This window comes from Microbacterium sp. NPDC089321 (assembly GCF_040684935.1).
Lineage (GTDB): Bacteria > Actinomycetota > Actinomycetes > Actinomycetales > Microbacteriaceae > Microbacterium.
The window spans coordinates 417,355-434,818 of record NZ_JBFBGX010000001.1; the positions used below are offsets into that span (position 1 = coordinate 417,355).

The 17,464-nt window shown below is 66.4% G+C and carries 19 protein-coding genes and 1 pseudogene; 12 read left to right on the forward strand and 8 right to left on the reverse strand.

What is annotated here, in order from left to right; all coding sequences use genetic code 11:
- Positions 1–87: 87 nt before the first annotated feature.
- From AB0N59_RS01985 to AB0N59_RS02005, 5 genes are all read right to left on the reverse strand, one after another.
- Complete coding sequence (locus tag AB0N59_RS01985) at positions 88–645, reverse strand: recombinase family protein (protein WP_363477979.1); 558 nt, start codon at positions 643–645, stop codon at positions 88–90.
- Between the two features lie 168 nt (positions 646–813).
- Complete coding sequence (locus AB0N59_RS01990) at positions 814–1,413, reverse strand: cadmium resistance transporter (protein ID WP_053548203.1); 600 nt, start codon at positions 1,411–1,413, stop codon at positions 814–816.
- On the reverse strand, positions 1,410–1,961 hold the full coding sequence (locus tag AB0N59_RS01995) for a signal peptidase II (RefSeq protein ID WP_082334722.1): 552 nt from the start codon (positions 1,959–1,961) through the stop codon (positions 1,410–1,412). Before AB0N59_RS01995 ends, AB0N59_RS01990 begins: the two co-directional genes overlap by 4 nt.
- Positions 1,958–3,862 carry a cation-translocating P-type ATPase gene (locus tag AB0N59_RS02000; protein WP_363477982.1) on the reverse strand — a complete coding sequence of 635 codons (1,905 nt, stop codon included), beginning with the start codon at positions 3,860–3,862 and terminating at the stop codon, positions 1,958–1,960. Before AB0N59_RS02000 ends, AB0N59_RS01995 begins: the two co-directional genes overlap by 4 nt.
- Complete coding sequence (locus tag AB0N59_RS02005; protein ID WP_053548253.1) at positions 3,859–4,218, reverse strand: metalloregulator ArsR/SmtB family transcription factor; 360 nt, start codon at positions 4,216–4,218, stop codon at positions 3,859–3,861. The genes AB0N59_RS02000 and AB0N59_RS02005 overlap by 4 nt, the downstream gene beginning before the upstream one ends.
- 217 nt (positions 4,219–4,435) lie before the next feature.
- Here AB0N59_RS02005 and AB0N59_RS02010 point away from each other — a divergent pair, with 217 nt between their 5' ends.
- The 10 genes from AB0N59_RS02010 (at position 4,436) to AB0N59_RS02055 (ending at position 12,064) form a co-directional block, all read left to right on the forward strand.
- Entirely contained in the window at positions 4,436–4,717 is a 282-nt protein-coding gene (locus tag AB0N59_RS02010; protein ID WP_053548254.1) for a metal-sensitive transcriptional regulator, read from the forward strand.
- 32 nt (positions 4,718–4,749) lie between these two features.
- Positions 4,750–5,073, forward strand: a complete 324-nt coding sequence (locus tag AB0N59_RS02015) for a cation transporter (RefSeq protein WP_155048972.1) — start codon at positions 4,750–4,752, stop codon at positions 5,071–5,073.
- Between the two features lie 140 nt (positions 5,074–5,213).
- A complete protein-coding gene (locus AB0N59_RS02020) occupies positions 5,214–7,259 on the forward strand; it encodes a heavy metal translocating P-type ATPase (RefSeq protein WP_229661182.1) in 2,046 nt (681 codons plus the stop codon).
- A 62-nt stretch (positions 7,260–7,321) separates the two neighbouring features.
- Entirely contained in the window at positions 7,322–7,753 is a 432-nt protein-coding gene (locus AB0N59_RS02025; RefSeq protein WP_053548206.1) for a DUF6153 family protein, read from the forward strand.
- Between the two features lie 90 nt (positions 7,754–7,843).
- Complete coding sequence (locus tag AB0N59_RS02030; protein WP_363477985.1) at positions 7,844–8,452, forward strand: DUF305 domain-containing protein; 609 nt, start codon at positions 7,844–7,846, stop codon at positions 8,450–8,452.
- 178 nt (positions 8,453–8,630) lie between these two features.
- Positions 8,631–9,437, forward strand: a complete 807-nt coding sequence (locus AB0N59_RS02035) for a F510_1955 family glycosylhydrolase (RefSeq protein ID WP_363477988.1) — start codon at positions 8,631–8,633, stop codon at positions 9,435–9,437.
- A 154-nt stretch (positions 9,438–9,591) separates the two neighbouring features.
- Positions 9,592–9,852: a hypothetical protein gene (locus AB0N59_RS02040; protein WP_053548209.1), complete on the forward strand. Its 261-nt coding sequence runs from the start codon at positions 9,592–9,594 to the stop codon at positions 9,850–9,852.
- Positions 9,853–9,969: 117 nt separating this feature from the next.
- Positions 9,970–10,371: a four-helix bundle copper-binding protein gene (locus AB0N59_RS02045; protein ID WP_053548210.1), complete on the forward strand. Its 402-nt coding sequence runs from the start codon at positions 9,970–9,972 to the stop codon at positions 10,369–10,371.
- Positions 10,372–10,428: 57 nt separating this feature from the next.
- Complete coding sequence (locus AB0N59_RS02050) at positions 10,429–11,025, forward strand: DUF305 domain-containing protein (protein ID WP_188700523.1); 597 nt, start codon at positions 10,429–10,431, stop codon at positions 11,023–11,025.
- 562 nt (positions 11,026–11,587) lie between these two features.
- A complete protein-coding gene (locus tag AB0N59_RS02055) occupies positions 11,588–12,064 on the forward strand; it encodes a hypothetical protein (RefSeq protein ID WP_233486704.1) in 477 nt (158 codons plus the stop codon).
- A gap of 74 nt (positions 12,065–12,138) precedes the next feature.
- On the opposite strand, the gene AB0N59_RS02060 is transcribed toward AB0N59_RS02055, so the two are convergent.
- Positions 12,139–12,528: a heavy metal-responsive transcriptional regulator gene (locus AB0N59_RS02060; protein ID WP_017828519.1), complete on the reverse strand. Its 390-nt coding sequence runs from the start codon at positions 12,526–12,528 to the stop codon at positions 12,139–12,141.
- 111 nt (positions 12,529–12,639) lie between these two features.
- Between AB0N59_RS02060 and merA the strand changes: the two genes are divergently transcribed.
- Complete coding sequence (gene merA, locus AB0N59_RS02065) at positions 12,640–14,064, forward strand: mercury(II) reductase (protein WP_031205421.1); 1,425 nt, start codon at positions 12,640–12,642, stop codon at positions 14,062–14,064.
- Between the two features lie 48 nt (positions 14,065–14,112).
- Positions 14,113–14,775, forward strand: coding sequence for an organomercurial lyase MerB (gene merB, locus AB0N59_RS02070; protein ID WP_017828517.1), 663 nt, complete (start codon positions 14,113–14,115; stop codon positions 14,773–14,775).
- Between the two features lie 503 nt (positions 14,776–15,278).
- On the opposite strand, the gene AB0N59_RS02075 is transcribed toward merB, so the two are convergent.
- Positions 15,279–17,192, reverse strand: coding sequence for a cation-translocating P-type ATPase (locus tag AB0N59_RS02075; RefSeq protein WP_363477993.1), 1,914 nt, complete (start codon positions 17,190–17,192; stop codon positions 15,279–15,281).
- Positions 17,189–17,416 (reverse strand): annotated as a pseudogene (locus tag AB0N59_RS02080) (ArsR family transcriptional regulator); the annotation flags it as partial. The pseudogene AB0N59_RS02080 and the gene AB0N59_RS02075, both read right to left, overlap by 4 nt.
- Positions 17,417–17,464 lie beyond the last annotated feature (48 nt).

Sequence of the window (17,464 nt, forward strand, 5' to 3'; positions counted from 1 at the left end):
GGCTGCAGGAAGCGCTGAGCTGACTTCACGACGACGCCACTCATTGCTTGCAGCCGAGGTTGTTGATGGTGGTTGTGATAGATAGGGCTATCGGCTGAGCGCTCGGCGCACGCTGGTGGCTCCGACACCGAGCACGCGGGCGATGCTCTCCCAGCTCTGATGCTCGGCCCGCATTCTCTCGGCGGTCGCGATCCGCTCGGGGGTCATCACGCTCGGCCGGCCGCCGACGCGGCCCTGGCTGCGGGCATAGTCGAGCCCGCGGGTCGTGTTCTCCCGGATCGTGTCGACGCGGAGCTGCGCGAACACAGCCACTATGCCGTAGAGGGCGCGGCCCATCGGTGTCGTGGTGTCGATCATCGGCTCTGTGAGACTGACGATGTTCACCTGCCGAGCGTCGAGGTCCTGCAACGTCTCGATCAGGATGCGCTCACTGCCGGCGAGACGGTCGAGCCTGCGCACTTTGAGGGTGTCCCCCGGCCGGAGGTAGTCGAGGCAGGCAAGCCACTGCGGACGGTCCGCGACGCGGCTGGATTCGCCGTGGTCGACGAACACGCGATCGCAGCCGGCGGCGCGCAGCTCAGCCGCCTGCGCGTCCGGATTCTGCTCGCGCTTGGAGACTCGCGCGTAGCCGACTTCGTGTGCCATGCCGAAAACGGTACTGCCGATGTTCCGGCGCGATTCGGTTTCGGCAGGGGGTTTCGGCGGATCATTCCTCGGCGTGTCGTGCACCTGGTCGTCGACGTCGACGAGGCTGCCGAAAACGATCGTTTACGGCAGGGGGCAGTCAGCCTGTTTGACGTTGTTGCGCCGGTCTCAGAGCCCGAATGCTCCTCCGCTGATCAGGATGAATACACCGAGCCCGATGAGGACGAGGGGGAACAGGACGTGTTCCCAACGTTCCAAGATCTCGGCGATCGGACGTCGCGTGGCGATGAACTTGGCCACGATGACGAGCACAGCAACGAGCGCGAGGAACACGACGCAGTATGCGACCACCGCCGCGGGTCCGACGTTGAGGAAAACGGGGACGTAGACGCCGATGTTGTCACCGCCGTTAGCGAAGGTGACCCCAGCTACGGCCCAGACAGCAACCTTCTTGCCTTCGATCTTCGCCTCATCGTCGTCATCGTCGTGCCGGCGGCGCCATGCTTGCCAAGCTGCCCATAGTCCTAACGCCAGCGGGATGAGGCCGAAGTATGGAATGACCTCGGGCGGAAGGAAGGCTCCGGCGCCGAGGGAAACGAGTACGGCAGCGCCGAGAATGCCGACGAATCCCAGGTACTGACCCGCCAGGATTCGAGTTGTCGTGCCGCGTTGCCCCGCGCCGCGGGCGAAGAATAGGGACAACACGATGATGTCGTCGATGTTCGTGGCTAGGAACAGACCGATCGCTTGGAGGACAGAGAGAATCATGTGTTCGCTTTCCGGAGATAGAGCAACAAGCCAAGTCCCACGCCGACGCCGAGGATGACGTCGGCAAGGTTGCCGATGAAGAGGTTGCCGTAGGCCAGGAAGTCGGTGACGTGACCGCGACCGAATCCGGGCGGAGCGAGCAAGCGGTCCAGCAGGTTGCCAACCGCGCCTCCCCACAGGAGTCCGATCGCGATCGCCCACCCAGCCGTTCGGGCGCGCGTCGCGGCGATGAGCAGCGCGATGGATGCGGCAGCGGCCAAGACGGTCAGGAGCCAGGTCGCGTCGGCGCCGAGAGACATCACGGTGCCAGGGTTGAACGCGAGCTGCAGCCCGAGCCAGTCTCCGAGGATGGGGACTCGGTCGGCCTCGCTGAGCCGTGCAAGGGCGAGTGCCTTCGTGCCTTGGTCGACCCAGACGGCGACCGCTGCGACACCTACTGCGAGTAGGAACCGCAGCAATCGGCTTCGCGCGGACGCTCGGTCGGGCGAACTCGTCGCGTCCCCACGAGTGGCTCTGCCGAGAGTGATTCCGTCATCGGGCCGGGTCATGCCTTTCTCCGTCGCGCCGCTCGGAGCCCGTTGAGGATAACGACAACCTCTGCGACCTCGTGAACAAGGACGACGGCTGCCAGACCTAGGTATCCGGTAATCGCCAAGGGCAACAGCACCGCGATGATCGCGATGGACAGCACAACGTTCTGATTGATGATGTTGCGGCCACGGCGTGCGTGTTCCAGTGCCTGCGGGATAAGGCGCAGGTCATGTCCAGTGAACGCAACATCGGCCGACTCGATCGCGGCATCCGCGCCCTTCGCTCCCATCGCGATTCCCAAGTCCGCGGAAGCCAGCGCGGGGGCGTCGTTTATGCCGTCCCCGATCATGGCCGTGGGTTGCGACTTCGACAGTGCTGCGACAGCGGCAGCTTTATCCTCGGGGCGTAGCTCGGCGCGCACATCGCTGATCCCGGCCTGTGCGGCCAGAGCTGCGGCGGTGCGAGCGTTGTCGCCGGTGAGCATTGTCACCGCGATTCCACGTCGGGTGAGGGTTGCGATGACATCGGGAACTTCAGGGCGCAGCTCATCACGCACTCCTACCGCGCCAACAGGCTGGTCGTTGCGGTGCACGATAACCACAGTCATCCCCTCGGATTCCATTGCCTGCACCTCGCCGTCCAGCGAACCGGCGTCCAGCCAGCGCGGGCTACCCACCGCGATACGGGCACCGTCGAGCGTGCCAGAGATGCCGTGTCCGGCAGTCTCACTGATGGCCTCCGCGGTTCGGGCCTCGGAAACGGCGGTGGTGATCGCAGCAGCCAGGGGGTGCGTACTGTGACCCTCCAAGCTCGCCGCCCACGCGAGCACATCGTCCTCGGTCGTCCCCGCGACGGTGACGACGCGGGCCACGGTGGGCTCATTGCGGGTCAGGGTGCCGGTCTTGTCGACAGCGAGATGGCGGATCCCACCAAACCTCTCGAACGCGGCCCCGGACTTCACCGCCACACCAAACTTCGATGCTGCACCGATCGCGGCTACGACGGTGAGCGGAACAGCGATCGCCAGGGCGCACGGGGACGCGGCGACCAGCACGACCAAGGCGCGGGTGATCCACAGCTCAGGATCGCCAGTCAGGAGCGAACCGAGCACACCGACCAGAACCGCGAGGATCATCACTCCGGGAACGAGAGGACGGGCGATCCGGTCAGCCAGTCGCGCCCGGTCGCCCTTCTCAGCTTGCGCCTGCTCGACCAGCTCGACGATCGTCGTCAGCGAGTTGTCGGTGCCAGCAGCGGTCGCCTCGATTTCGAGAACGCCTGTGGTGTTGATCGACCCGGCAGAGACTTCGTTGCCGGGATCGACGTCGACCGGGATCGACTCGCCCGTGATCGCTGAGGTATCCAGGCTGCTCCGCCCAGTCCGCACAATGCCGTCTGTGGCTACCCGTTCACCCGGGCGCACCACGAGCACGTCTCCCACGCGCAGATCCTTCGCCTCCACTTCGGACGTCGCGTCGCCTCTCTTGACGAGTGCGGTTTCGGGTACGAGCTTCAACAACGCCCGCAAGCCCGCGCGTGCACGGTCCATGGCCCTGTCCTCCAGCGCTTCCGCGATGGAGTACAGGAACGCCAACGCCGCGGCTTCCTCGACGTAGCCGAGGATGACTGCACCGGTAGCGCTGATCGTCATCAACAGTCCGATCCCGAGCTTTCGCTTCGCGAACAGCTTGCGCAGCGCACCCGGAACGAAAGTCGACGCACCCAACAACAGAGCCACCCAGAACAGCACCAGGCCCGCGGCCTCTGCGCCGGTCCACTCGCACACCAGGCCGGCGCCGAACACCACGCCGGAGAAAATCGGGATCAGAACGCCCGGGCTCCGGTACCACGGCCGGTCATCGTCATCATCGTCGTCGAGGTCGACATGCTCGACGTGCGAACCCGTGACCGAGCTCACGCCCGCAACTCCCCCGCCACGCATCCTTCGACCCCACAGTCCGGGTCCATGCACGGCACACTCTCATCGACCGCGAGCGTCACGTCAACCAGCGCCGTCAAGGCGCGGGCAAGGTGTGGGTCTGCGACCTCGTAGCGAGTCTGCCGCCCCTCGGGCTCAGCCACCACGATCCCGCACCCGCGCAAACACGTCAGGTGATTCGAGACGTTGGAACGAGACAGCCCCAGCTCCCGAGACAACACCGCCGGGTAGCTCGGTCCGTCAAGAAGGGTCAGCAGGATGCGCGAACGAGTAGGGTCAGCCATCGCCCGCCCGAGCCGGTTCATCACGTCAAGTCGATCTGAAATAGTCAGCATACGATGACTATACATCGTGCGATGTACAGTTTACCGCCGTCTTCATGCATCCTCAAACGGCTTCCACCGGTTCGAGACGCTCGCCTGGGCGGGCATCACTTCCGGCATCGTAGACGCCTGGCCGGCGGCGCCAAAGACGACCCGGGTATCAAGGCTGCCTTTCGGGAATAGACCGGCACCCGTTGAGTTGGATACCCCTAGGGGGTATCTTGTGTGCATGAACGGTTACACCGACAACAAGGCGGATCTGCGTAAGCGATTGAGTCGGGTTGAGGGTCAGGTGCGGGGTATCTCTCGGATGGTCGATGAGGACAAGTACTGCATCGACATCCTGACGCAGGTCGCTGCGGCCACGAAGGCGCTTGAAACTGTGGCGTTGTCGCTTCTCAGCGACCATCTGAGTCATTGCGTCGCCCAGGCAAGCGCTGAGGGTGGCGAGGTTGCCGCGGAGAAGGTCCGCGAAGCAAACGATGCCATCGCTCGCCTGGTCCGTTCATAACCACTCGTCAAACTACTTGGGAGGAACTCACCATGACTGACCGCATCGAACTTGGACTGAAGGACGCGAACGCTGGTTGCGCGTGCTGCGCCGCTCCATCGAACACCGAAGCATCCACTCCTGTCACGACCCCGGTCTCGGAGGATGTCCTGGTCACCGGGATGACGTGCTCACACTGTGTGTCGAGCGTCAGTGAGGAACTGAGCGCCCTGGACGGTGTCGCGTCCGTCACCGTCGACCTGAACACTGGCGGCCCGTCCCGAGTGACGATCCACAGCGCATCCCCTGTCGATCCCGCTGCCGTGAGGGCTGCGGTCGAAGAGGCCGGCTACAGCCTCGCGACCGGTCACGCCTGACCCACTATCCGTCCGCGCCCGGGTCATCCCCGGGCGCATCCGAGCAAGGGTTTCCGATGAGCCAGCACGACGAACACACCCATCACACTGGACACGAGAATCACGGCGGTGCGCCGACAGCGCAGCATGACCACGCGGCGATGAGCCACGATCACGGCGCTCCTCAAGAACACGCCGGTCACAGCGGTCACGAGGGCCACGCCCGCCACGCCGGCCACGGCGATCACGTGGGCCAGTTCCGGCGATTGTTCTGGATCATGCTGATCCTCGCGGTCCCTGTTGTCGGGTTCTCGATGATGTTCTCGATGCTGCTCGGGTACCCGCTGCCGGAGGCCGCGTGGATCGGGTGGGTATCCCCGGTTCTCGGGACGGTCATGTACGTGTGGGGTGGTGCCCCGTTCCTCACCGGCGCGGTGAGTGAGCTGCGTGCCCGTAAGCCCGGCATGATGCTGCTGATCGCCCTGGCGATCACTGTGGCGTTCCTCGCATCCTGGGGTGCGAGCCTCGGGCTGCTGCATCACGAGCTGGACTTCTGGTGGGAGCTGGCGCTGCTAATCGTGATCATGCTGCTCGGTCACTGGATAGAAATGCGTTCGCTCGCACAGACGACCTCAGCGTTGGATTCCCTGGCTGCGTTGCTGCCCGACGAGGCGGAGAAGATCGAGGGAGATACGACCGTGACGGTCGCCCCGTCTGATCTGCAGGTGGGTGACATCGTGGTGGTGCGCCCGGGTGGGCGGGTGCCCGCGGACGGGAGGATCGTGCAGGGCTCGGCCAGCATGGACGAGTCGATGATCACCGGCGAATCGCGCCCGGTACGTCGCAGCGACGGCGACCAAGTCATCGCCGGCACCGTCGCCACCGATTCCGGGGTCCGGGTCGAGATCACCGCAATCGGTGAAGACACTGCTCTCGCCGGGATCCAGAAACTGGTGACCGAGGCGCAGAACTCATCCTCACGAGCGCAGCGACTCGCAGACAAGGCGGCAGGGTGGCTGTTCTGGTTCGCACTCGGCGCTGCCGCCATCACCGCGATCGTCTGGACGGTCGTCGGCCTGCCCGACGCCGCAGTGATCCGCACGATCACCGTGCTGGTGATCGCCTGCCCGCACGCTCTGGGCCTGGCGATTCCGCTCGTCGTGTCGATCGCGACCGAGAGGGCCGCGCGTGGAGGCGTTCTGATCAAGGATCGTCTCGCGCTGGAGAGCATGCGCACCGTCGATACCGTCCTGTTCGACAAGACCGGCACGCTCACCAAGGGCACTCCCGCTGTGACCGCGATCGACCCCGTCTCCGGAACCGACCCTGATCAGTTGCTGGCGTGGGCGGCGGCCGCGGAAGCAGACTCCGAGCACCCGCTCGCTCGCGCGATCGTGAACGCGGCGAAGGAGAAGACTCTCACGGTCTATTCCTCCTCCGACTTCGAATCTTCCCCGGCGGTTGGGGTGCGTGCACGTGTCGATCGACGCATCGTGCAGGTCGGTGGCCCGTACATGCTCGAGCAGGAGCACGCCTCCGAGCTGCCGGTCGCCGACGAATGGCGCGATGAGGGGGCGATCATCCTCCACGTGCTCGTCGACGGCCAGGTCGCCGGAGCGCTGCGTTTGGCGGATGAGATCCGCTCGGAGTCGCGTCACGCCGTCGACGCCCTCCATGAGCGCGGCGTGCAGGTGGTCATGATCACCGGTGACGCCGACGCGGTTGCCGCCTCGGTCGCGAGCGAACTCAGCATCGACCGCTACTTCGCCGGGGTCCGACCGGAGGACAAGGCCTCGAAGGTGAAAGAGCTTCAGGGCGAAGGCCGCAAGGTCGCGATGGTTGGAGACGGTGTCAACGATGCCCCCGCGCTCGCGCAGGCCGACGTCGGTATCGCCATCGGCGCGGGAACGGATGTCGCGATCGCGTCCGCGGGCGTCATCCTCGCCAGCGACGACCCCCGTTCGGTGCTGTCGGTGATCGAGCTGTCGCGGGCCAGCTACCGGAAGATGAAACAGAACCTCTGGTGGGCCGCCGGCTACAACCTGCTCTCCGTCCCCCTCGCGGCCGGCGTGCTCGCCCCGATCGGGTTCGTGTTGCCCATGTCAGTGGGTGCGCTGCTGATGTCTCTGTCGACCATCGTGGTCGCCCTCAATGCACAGCTGCTGCGCCGACTGGATCTGCGCCCGGACGCGGTGACGGGCACGTAGCCGGGAATCAGAGGCGCATAGTCTGCGGTGTTAGCATCCTGAGCAGAGTGGAGGGTCCCCGCATGCATGTCGCGTTTCGCAGCGCACGCCCGCAGCTGTCGCTGCGCGCGCTGTTGATGCTCGGCGCGGCCACGCTCATGGTCATCGTCGGGCTGCTGGCCATGCACACCTTCACCGCCGAACCAGCCGGGCACGGATCGCCCGGGCTCACCCACTCAACATCCGCAGCCGGCGATGAGCACGCCCCTGACGTGATGGGCACCGCCTGCGATGGGCCCTGTCACGTAAGCACCGGGCCCGACCAGGGCCACAACGACATGCTGACGGCCTGCGTGCTCGCGCTACTCGCCGGCCTCCTGCTGCTGCTTCCTCCGACGCTGATCCACGGTCGCGGCCTGCCCCTTCACCGAGCGATGAGCCTGGTGAGATGGGGTGCGACCGGTGTTTTTCCGCGGGCTCCCTCGCTCACGTTCCTTTCGATAAGTCGCACCTGAGTAGTCGCCGCCGACCCGAGCGGTCGGTTTCGTGGCGCCGCCTGGCGCCGTTATTTGCGAACCCTCATACGACTTATCGAAGGAACAATCATGAACAAGAAGATCGCCCTCGCTGTCAGCACCGGCATTCTGACACTCGCGCTGGCGCTCAGCGGCTGCGCGGACAGCGGCACCGCGCCGTCCAGCGAGACCAACTCCCCGTCGCAGTCGTCGTCGACCTCACAGGCGACTGAGGCGGATGAGATGTTCGTCACGATGATGATCCCGCATCACCAGCAGGCCATCGAGATGGCCGACATCCTGCTCGCCAAGGACGGGGCAGACCCACGCGTGGTCGAGCTCGCCGAACAGATCAAAGCAGCGCAGGGTCCCGAAATCGACAAGATGCTCGGATGGCTCGAAGACTGGGGCGTGGACTACGACCCTGACTCCATGGGCGGCATGGACCATGGGTCAATGGGCGGTGACGACAGCATGATGTCCGAAGAAGACATGACCCTGCTGGAGAACGCAGACGCCGCCGAGGCCAGCCGTCTGTTCCTCGAACAGATGATCGTGCACCACGAAGGTGCCGTCGACATGGCGCAAACTGCCCTTGACGACGCGCAGAGCCCGGACGTCCTCGACCTCGCCCAGCAAGTGATCGACGATCAGACCGCAGAGATCGCCACAATGCAGGAACTCCTGGAACAGCTCTAGGACCCGACTCGGGCGGGCCCAGAAACGTTCGGCCCGCCCTCACCGGCCACCTCTTTGCCACGCCCTCGACATCCATTACATGTCGGTGCGCTCCTGCCGCGCGCCGCGAAGCCAGGCCGTCCCGCGGCCGCCACCGGAAGCCATCATGAAACGCTCACTCCTTCTCGCCACTGCCACGGTGACCGCCCTCGCCGTCATCGCCACCGGCTGCACCGCAACACCGCTCGGAAACCCCGACTCGGCACCCCGCATCGACCACATCCACGGCATCGCCGAAGACCCACGTGGCGATGACCTGCTCATCGCCACGCACAACGGCATCTTCACCCTCGACCCCGGCGGGAAGATCTCCGGCCCGATCGGCGGACACGATTTCGACGCCATGGGATTCACCGCCTGGAAAGACACGCTGTTCGCGTCCGGACACCCCGGGGAAGACACCCCGCCTGAACTGGGAGCCCCGAACCTCGGCATCATCCGCAGCGACGACTACGGGAACTCCTGGTCCCCGATCGCCCTCAACGGGACCACCGACTTCCACGTCCTGACCGCAGGACCCGACGGCGTCCTGTACGGCATCCCTTCCAGTCAGGTGAACCTACTCACCAGCACCGACGAGGGAAGCACCTGGACAGAGCGTGCACCCCTCGGCGCCGCTGATCTCGCCGCCACCGAATCCGGCGTGTACGCCGCCGCCGAAGAAGGCCTCCTCCTCAGCACCGACGGCGGCAACACCTTCACGCCCGTCGATGCGGCCCCTGTCCTGTACGCCCTGGAGGCGCGCACGGACGGCACCCTTCTTGGTGCTGGTACGGACGGCGTCCTGTGGTCACAGGACGAAAGCGGTGCCTGGCAGCAGCTGGAATCGCTGCGCGGCGCCGTGCAAGCCCTCTCCGTCATCGACGAGCGCATCATCCTCGTTGACGACCGTGGCATCGTCGAGATCTCCACAAACGGCACGACCGTCCTCAGCCCCGCCCAATAGGGGGGCGGATACCGACAAAGCCCCGCGCTCCAAGACTTCTCATGAACAAGCCCAAGAACCCATTGCGGAATCTCACGTTCTTCATCACAGCCGCGACGATCGCCGTCGCCCTCCTCGCCATCGCCAGTTTCCTCACGATCGGAGCGATCTTCCAATGACCCGCGCCGGAACCCACCCGCTCGATCCTGTGCGAACGCATCGACGCCTCGTTCGCCTCGGGTACGTGCTCCTGGCCACGGGCCCGGTCCTCGCACTCGCGCACTTGCTGAGCGACACGCAATCGACCGATGCCGCCTGGTGGACCTACACAGTCGCCAGCTACGACATCGCGCTGATCATCGTCATGGCCGCCGTGGCATTGATCCTGCGGGATCCCCCGCCTGGGGGAACGGATCAGCGAGACACTGCGCCCTGAGCGTTGAGGCCGCATCACGGCTGGGGTTACCATGCCCTCCCGGGGTATTCAACGGGGTGCCGCAGGCGACACCGTGATCGTAGTTTGAGAGTTCCAGGACGACGAGAGGATTCGAACATGACTGTCGTGGCAGAAATGCTCCGCTCCTATCCGAAGGACCTCGGACAGGTCGACCAGAAGGCGCTCGTGGACTGTATCGAGGCCTGCATGGACTGCGCCCAATCGTGCACCGCATGCGCGGATGCGTGCCTGAGCGAGGAGATGGTCTCAGAGCTCACGAAGTGCATCCGCACGAACCTGGACTGCGCCGACCTCTGCGACACCACCGCGCGCATCCTGTCCCGACACACCGGCTACGACACCAACCTCACCCGGGCAGCCCTGGAAGCGTGCCGCACCGCGTGCGCGAGCTGCGCCGACGAGTGCGAGAAGCACACCATGCACGAACACTGCACCGTGTGTGCCGCGGCCTGCCGGCGATGCGAAGACGCGTGCGCCACGCTCCTCGCAACCCTCTGAACCGGACGCTCGTCAACCGCGCGACGCGCAACCAATCCAGACGAACAGGTGAATCACATGTCACAGGATGCCCATGAAGGAAGCGAACGACAAGCAAAGGACAAGAAGCACGGCTCGCTGAAGATGTACCTGCGTTTCGCGGCGATGATCCTCACCGGCATGGTCGTGATGTACTGGACGATGTTCGCCGGAGTGTGGGAATGGGGACACATCCGCTTCAGCGAGAGCCGCATATTCATGGCCCTCACCATGGGCGGCGCCATGGGCCTCGTCATGCTCGCCTGGATGCTGAACATGTACAAGAACACCAAAGCGAACATCGCCGTCGTCATCGTCAGCGTCCTCCTGCTCGGAGGCGGCGTCGCGCTCGACCGTAGCCAGATCACCGTCGACGACACCGCATACATGCGGGCCATGATTCCCCACCACTCCCTTGCGATCACCAGATCTGAACGAGCGCAGATTCAGGACATCCGGGTCTGCGAGCTCGCCGTCGGAATCAGCGAAGCTCAGCGGCGAGAGATCCTAGAAATGGACTGGCTGATCGACGATATTGAACGCAACGGACTCGCCACGACACCCGAGGACGCGCAGAACCGGCCCGTTCCCGACTTCGACCGGGCTGCCGACCGTGAATGCACCGACGACGAGTAGCGACGCCCGGGCGCGGCCCAGATGTCTGCGACGAGATAGTCACCAAGGTCCGCTGAAAGTCCCCACCGAATGAGTTTCGGAGAGTCATTGCGGCAGCTCGCCGTGAGACTCTAACCGAATCAGTCAGAAACGATGGGTTGCGCGACACCTGCCGTCGCCGTTCGCGAACGGACTGCGTGTGTCTCCGCGAGATCAGCCGGAAACCCTTGCCGTTTGGTGGTTATGACGAACGTTTGTGGCAGGCCTTCCGAGCCTTAGTTCTGGACCGCGCCGAAAACGATCGTTTTCGGCTGGAGTCGAATCCGCCTTCGGTAGATTCTGCGCATGAGCGAGGAAACGAATCCAGCAGCACTGGTCGAGCATCAACCGCGCGAGCGGCGAAACGCCGACGACATACCCGCAGCGATCTCTCGACGGCTTCCTCACCGGTTCGCCCTCACAACGGGATGCCCTCGCGCCGTTCACCCGGTGGCTGCGACGGCACCGCCTGAGCCGCCTCCGGGTCGAGTTCCGCAGCCATCGCCTCGAAGGGCGCGACTACGCCGCCGACCATCGGTGGACGATGGCACGCGCGTTCATCACGCGAGACGACATGGATCCCGTGACGCGAGTCAGCGGATTGCTCGTCCTGTTCTACGGGCTCCACCTGACCCGCATCGCAGCGATCACCCGCGCACAAGTCGATACGACCGCGCGCCCCATGACGCTGACGGTCGGAACTGAACCGATCGAGCTGCCCGAAGTCCTCGCCGAAGCAATGGTCCAGCTGCTCGACGGCAACCGCTCCGACACTTGGCTCTTCCCGGGCAGGAACCCGGGCCGACCGATCACCCCCGGGCCGCTCAGCCGTCGACTCCGTCAAGAAGGACTCCTCGCCGGCAGCGCTCGTGTCACCGCGCTGATGGACCTCACCCGACAACTGCATCCTCGAATCGTGTCCGACCTGCTCGGCATCACGGCGTCATCAGCTGCCGCCTGGGCACGCCTCTCCGGGGGCGAATGGTCCGACTATCCCGCGCTGCGCTCAACCTCGACCTGAGCACCAATGGCCTCCCGCTACGCTTGCGCCTCCAGTGGGACTGCCTGAATTATCGGACAGACCCCCGGGCTTGGCTACAGATAGCGGCAGACCTGATCCGAGCTGCACGTGTCGGGCTCGACGTGCTCGGCCTGGTCGCGGAGCCCGGCGAGGGTGTCGCGCAGGTCGTGGAGCTGCCTGAGCTGCTGGTCAATATCGGTGAGGCGTGCGTCGAGGAGGTCGCGGACGTGGCTGCAGGGCGCTTGGCCGTGGTCGCGGATGTGGAGGATCTGCTGGATCTGGGCGAGGGTGAGTCCAGCGGCTTGGCCGCGGTGGATGAAGTCGATTCGGGCGATGGTCTCGGCGGTGTAGTTGCGGTAGCCGCTGGGCGTGCGCCCGGCCGGCGGCAGGAGCCCCTGGTCCTCGTAGAACCGCAACGTCTTCGCCGTGGTGCCGGCCGCGTCGGCGAGCTCTCCGATCCGCATTCCCCCCCCTTTTCGCTGGTCGCAAATTTCGTGCTTGACCTTCCCCTGTGGTGGAAGGTTCATGATGAGTGTATCAGCGGGATGTTCCAAGATGTCCAGGGAGGAATAAGGATGCCATCGAGGTTTGATCTGGCCGTGATTGGGTCGGGTGGCGCGGCATTCGCCGCGGCGATCCGCGCCACCACACTGGGAAAGTCGGTGGTGATGATCGAGCGCGGCACGTTGGGCGGCACGTGCGTGAACACGGGGTGCGTTCCGTCCAAGGCGCTGCTCGCGGCCGCCGAGGCCCGCCACGTGGCCGCGGATGCGGGCTCCCGGTTCCCGGGGATCGCCGCCACCGCTGGCCCGGTAGACATGCACGGGCTGGTGGGTGGCAAGCAGGACCTGGTCGAGGCGATGCGGAGTGAGAAGTACATCGACGTGGCAGAAGCCTACGGCTGGCCGGTCCGCCAGGGCGAGGCGGCGTTCGCCGGCACGCCGGATGCGTCGGTCCTCGAGGTCACCGCCGCGGACGGCACCGTCGAAACCATCGAGGCCGCCCACTACCTCATCGCCACAGGCTCCCGCCCGTGGGCTCCTGCCATCGAGGGGCTGGACGGCGTCGACTTTCTCACCTCGACGTCGGCGATGGAGCTGTCCGAGGTGCCTGACTCGCTGCTGGTGCTCGGCGGGGGCTATGTGGCGCTGGAGATGGCACAGTTGTTCGCCCGGCTCGGCTCGAAGGTGACTCTGCTGGTGAGGTCCCGGCTGGCGTCGAAGGAGGAGCCGGAAGTCTCCAAGGCGTTGCAGGAAATCTTCGCCGACGAGGGCATCCGAGTGGTCCGCCGAGCCATCCCCACCCGCGTCACCCGCGACCCGGGCACCGGCCAGATCGTCGCCGCGGCCGAGGTCTCGGGCGGCGTGCAGGAGTTCCGTGCCGACGAGATCCTCGTCGCGCTCGGCCGCGCCCCGGTCACCGACGGGCTCAACCTCGAGACCGTGCAAGTGAAGACCGGCGAGGCCGGAGAGGTCGTGGTCACCGACCAGTTGCAGTCCTCCAACCCTCGCGTCTGGGCGGCTGGGGATGTCACCGGGCACCCCGAGTTCGTCTACGTCGCAGCCCGGCACGGCACGTTGGTCGCCGAGAACGCCTTCACTGACGCCAGCACGTCGGTCGACTACACGCGGATGCCGCGGGTCACATTCACGAGCCCTGCCGTCGGCGCGGTCGGGATGACCGAGAAGGAGGTCATCGCGGCCGGGATCCGCTGCGACTGCCGTGTCCTGCCACTGGAGTACGTGCCCCGCGCGCTGGTGAACCGGGACACCCGCGGGTTCATCAAGATGGTCGCCAACGCGGACACCGGCGAGATCCTCGGCCTGACCGCGGTCGCCAAGGACGCCGGCGAACTCGCCGCCGCAGGTGTCCACATCCTCGGCAAGACCATCACCGAGGTCGCCGACGCGTGGGCCCCGTACCTGACCACGGCCGAAGGCATCCGGATCGTCGCCAAGGCCTTCACCACCGATGTGTCGATGCTGTCCTGCTGCGCCTGACCGCGCGCCAGACAGCGGATCCACCCCATCAGAAACTGGAGCCTCGCCATGACGCCCCTCACTACCGACCTGACCGATCGGCTCGCCCGGTCCGAGGAGACAGCCCTGCTGGTTCCGCTCCTGCGGCTGCTTGTCGCCGGTGACCCGGTCACCATCGAGCAGCTCGCGACCGCCACCGCTCTCACCGCCGACGAGGTCCGCACCCGCCTCGCCGCGTCACCGGACACCGAGTACGACGACCAGGGGCGGATTATCGGTCAGGGCCTGACCCTGCGCCCCACCACCCACCGGTTCACCGTCGCCGGTGAGGAGCTCTACACCTGGTGCGCCTTCGATACCCTGATCTTCCCCACGCTCCTCGATCGGCCCGCCCGGGTCGAATCGATCTCCCCGGCCAGCGGCGACACGATCCGCGTCACCGTCGACTCGACCGCCGGTGTCACTAGCGTGGAACCGGCGACCGCGGTGGTGTCCTTGGTCAGCCCCGAGGCCATGCACTCGATTCGCTCCTCGTTCTGCAACCAGGTCCACTACTTCGCTTCCCGCGAGGACGCCGCCGGATGGCTCACGGAACACCCGATGGCCCAAATCCTCACGGTCGCCGATGCCTTCGAGGTTGGCAGCACCCTGATCACCGAGATGCTCGAGCGCCCCCGGACCGGTGCCGACGAACTGTCTGGAAGCTGCTGCGGTCCCGAGACCTGCTGCTGAGACGGCACCACGAGAGGACAGAACACCAGTGCCTCCCAACCAGGACGACCAGCGAGGCGGCCGTGGCCTGCTCCTTGGGGCCGTCGCCGCACTGCTCGTGGTCGGCTGCTGCGCCCTCCTTCCACTTCTCGTCGTCGGAGGCACGATCACAGGGATCGGCACCCTCCTCCGCAACCCGTGGGTGATCACGGGCGGTGCCGCACTCCTGATCCTCGCGGTGGTTGCAAGCATCGTGATGACAGCGCGTGCCAGGCGACACCGCCGCGAAAACGACCCCGACTGCTGCCCGCCCCTTCGCCCGACCATAACGAAGACAGACCCGAGGCGAAGGGAAACCGGAACCAAATGATCATGGCCATTAGACCCCGGCATACGGCCCGCCCGATAGGCCCCTAGCCAGCAGGCAAGTCGCCGATCAACGCGCGCGAACTCTGATGTGAAATCTAAAGGTCATCCGCATGGTCCCGGATCAAGCCGTCACGCGGCGGCGACGTCCTGCGCGGTCACGTGCTTGCCTTCCGCGTCGACGCGGCGCGCAGGCCGTTGAGGATCACGATCACCTCGGCGATCTCGTGCACCAGCACCACCGCCGCAAGCCCCAGGACGCCAAAGAGGGCGAGCGGGAGCAGGGCGGTGATGATCAGCACCGACAGGATGATGTTCTGGTTGATGATGTGCCGCCCCCGACGGGCATGGGCGAACGCGCGCGGGAGAAGCCGCAGATCGTGACCGGTGAAGGCCACGTCGGCCGACTCGATCGCGGCGTCGGAGCCCGTCGCGCCCATCGCGATCCCGATGTCCGCGGCGGCCAGCGCAGGGGCGTCGTTGATGCCGTCGCCGATCATCGCGACCGGCCCCTTCGCACCGAGCTCTGCGATCGCGGCGGCCTTGTCTTCGGGGCGCAGCTCGGCGCGGACGTCATCGATCCCTGCATGCGCAGCGAGGGCGCGGGCGGTGCGGGCGTTGTCGCCGGTGAGCATGGTCACCCCGATGCCCTGGGTCGCGAGGGTGCGGACCACTTCAGGGACCTCGGGGCGCAGCTCGTCGCGGACGCCGATCGCGGCGACCGGGACGCCGCCGCGGTGGACGATCACGACTGTCATGCCCTGCTCCTCCAGCCCCGCGACCCGGTCGCCGAGGGTCCCGGCGTCGAGCCAGCGCGGGCTGCCGACGGTGATCCGCGCGCCGGCGAGCTCGCCCTCGATGCCGTGCCCGGCCTGCTCGGTCACGCCCTCCGCCGCAGGGGCATCCGGCGCTGCGGCGGTGATCGCGGCGGCGAGGGGGTGGGTGCTGTGCTGCTCCAGAGCGGCCGCCCACGCCAGCGCCTCCGCCTCGCTCACACCGTCCACGGTGAGGACGGCGGTGACGGCGGGCTCGTTGCGGGTGAGGGTGCCGGTCTTGTCGACGGCGACGTGGCGGATCACGCCGAACCGCTCGAACGCGGCACCGGACTTGATGATCACGCCGAACTTGCTCGCCGAGCCGATCGCCGCGACCACGGTCAGCGGCACGGAGATCGCCAGTGCGCAGGGCGATGCCGTGACCAGCACGACCAGGGCGCGGGTGATCCACAGCTCCGGGTCGCCGAGCAGCGAGCCGATGATCGCGACCAGGGCGGCGAGGATCAGCACGCCCGGGACGAGAGGGCGGGCGATGCGGTCGGCGAGGCGGGCGCGGTCGCCCTTCTCCGCCTGAGCCTTCTCCACGAGGTCGACGATCGTGGTCAGTGAGTTGTCGGTGCCTGCCGCGGTTGTTTCGACCTCCAGTGCCCCGGCGGTGTTGATTGCGCCGGCGGAGACGGCATCGCCGGGTTCGACCTCGACCGGGATCGACTCCCCGGTGATCGCGGACGTGTCCAGGCTGGAACGTCCCGTGCGGACGACGCCGTCGGTCGCGATCCGCTCACCCGGCCGCACCAACATCAGCTGCCCGACAGCCAGATCCTTCGCGGCGACCTCGACCGAGACGCCGTCGCGGCGGATGGTGGCGGTCTCCGGGACGAGCTTGAGCAGTGCCCGCAGCCCGCCGCGGGCACGGTCCATCGCCTTGTCCTCCAGCGCCTCGGCGATCGAGTACAGGAATGCCAGCGCTGCGGCCTCCTCGACGTAGCCGAGGATCACCGCGCCGACCGCGCTGATGGTCATCAGCAGCCCGATGCCGAGCTTGCCCTTGAAGAGGTTCCGGATCGCGCCCGGCGTGAACGTCGACGCGCCCAGCAGCAGGCCGATCCAGAACAGCACCAGCGCAGGGATCTCCATCCCGGACCACTCCAGCGCCAGACCGGTGAGGAACGCCACACCGGAGAAGACCGGGACCATGATCCCGCGGTCCCGCCACCAGGGGCGCTCCGCCTCCTCGGCCTCTTCGCCGACTGCGGTCTCAGGCTCGTCGTGCTCGCAGCCGCACGCCGCGCTCACGCGCCCGCTCCCGTCCCGCAGCAGCCCGGCACCGTGCACGAAGCGTCCATGCAGGGCGCGTGCTCGTCCACCGCGAGCGTCACGTCCACCAGCGCGGTCAGCGCCGCCGCGAGGTGCGGGTCCGCGATCTCGTAGCGCGTCTGCCGCCCTTCCGGCTCGGCGACCACGATGCCGCAGTCGCGCAGGCAGGTCAGGTGGTTCGAGACGTTCGAGCGGGTCAGCTGGCCCAGCGGCATCCTTGAGGCTGGCCATACTCACCTGCTGTTCTGTGG

What these genes read in the sequence shown, in the direction of transcription:
- AB0N59_RS02020 (WP_229661182.1), top strand. Translation starts at nt 5,214, where the DNA reads ATGAGCCACGATCACGGCGCTCCTCAAGAACACGCCGGTCACAGCGGT.
- AB0N59_RS02025 (WP_053548206.1), top strand. Translation starts at nt 7,322, where the DNA reads ATGCATGTCGCGTTTCGCAGCGCACGCCCGCAGCTGTCGCTGCGCGCG.
- AB0N59_RS02055 (WP_233486704.1), top strand. Translation starts at nt 11,588, where the DNA reads ATGGCACGCGCGTTCATCACGCGAGACGACATGGATCCCGTGACGCGA.
- AB0N59_RS01990 (WP_053548203.1), bottom strand. Translation starts at nt 1,413, where the DNA reads ATGATTCTCTCTGTCCTCCAAGCGATCGGTCTGTTCCTAGCCACGAAC.
- merA (WP_031205421.1), top strand. Translation starts at nt 12,640, where the DNA reads ATGCCATCGAGGTTTGATCTGGCCGTGATTGGGTCGGGTGGCGCGGCA.
- AB0N59_RS02060 (WP_017828519.1), bottom strand. Translation starts at nt 12,528, where the DNA reads ATGCGGATCGGAGAGCTCGCCGACGCGGCCGGCACCACGGCGAAGACG.
- AB0N59_RS02005 (WP_053548253.1), bottom strand. Translation starts at nt 4,218, where the DNA reads ATGCTGACTATTTCAGATCGACTTGACGTGATGAACCGGCTCGGGCGG.
- merB (WP_017828517.1), top strand. Translation starts at nt 14,113, where the DNA reads ATGACGCCCCTCACTACCGACCTGACCGATCGGCTCGCCCGGTCCGAG.
- AB0N59_RS01995 (WP_082334722.1), bottom strand. Translation starts at nt 1,961, where the DNA reads ATGACCCGGCCCGATGACGGAATCACTCTCGGCAGAGCCACTCGTGGG.
- AB0N59_RS02015 (WP_155048972.1), top strand. Translation starts at nt 4,750, where the DNA reads ATGACTGACCGCATCGAACTTGGACTGAAGGACGCGAACGCTGGTTGC.
- AB0N59_RS02045 (WP_053548210.1), top strand. Translation starts at nt 9,970, where the DNA reads ATGACTGTCGTGGCAGAAATGCTCCGCTCCTATCCGAAGGACCTCGGA.
- AB0N59_RS02040 (WP_053548209.1), top strand. Translation starts at nt 9,592, where the DNA reads ATGACCCGCGCCGGAACCCACCCGCTCGATCCTGTGCGAACGCATCGA.
- AB0N59_RS02030 (WP_363477985.1), top strand. Translation starts at nt 7,844, where the DNA reads ATGAACAAGAAGATCGCCCTCGCTGTCAGCACCGGCATTCTGACACTC.
- AB0N59_RS02010 (WP_053548254.1), top strand. Translation starts at nt 4,436, where the DNA reads ATGAACGGTTACACCGACAACAAGGCGGATCTGCGTAAGCGATTGAGT.
- AB0N59_RS02050 (WP_188700523.1), top strand. Translation starts at nt 10,429, where the DNA reads ATGTCACAGGATGCCCATGAAGGAAGCGAACGACAAGCAAAGGACAAG.
- AB0N59_RS01985 (WP_363477979.1), bottom strand. Translation starts at nt 645, where the DNA reads ATGGCACACGAAGTCGGCTACGCGCGAGTCTCCAAGCGCGAGCAGAAT.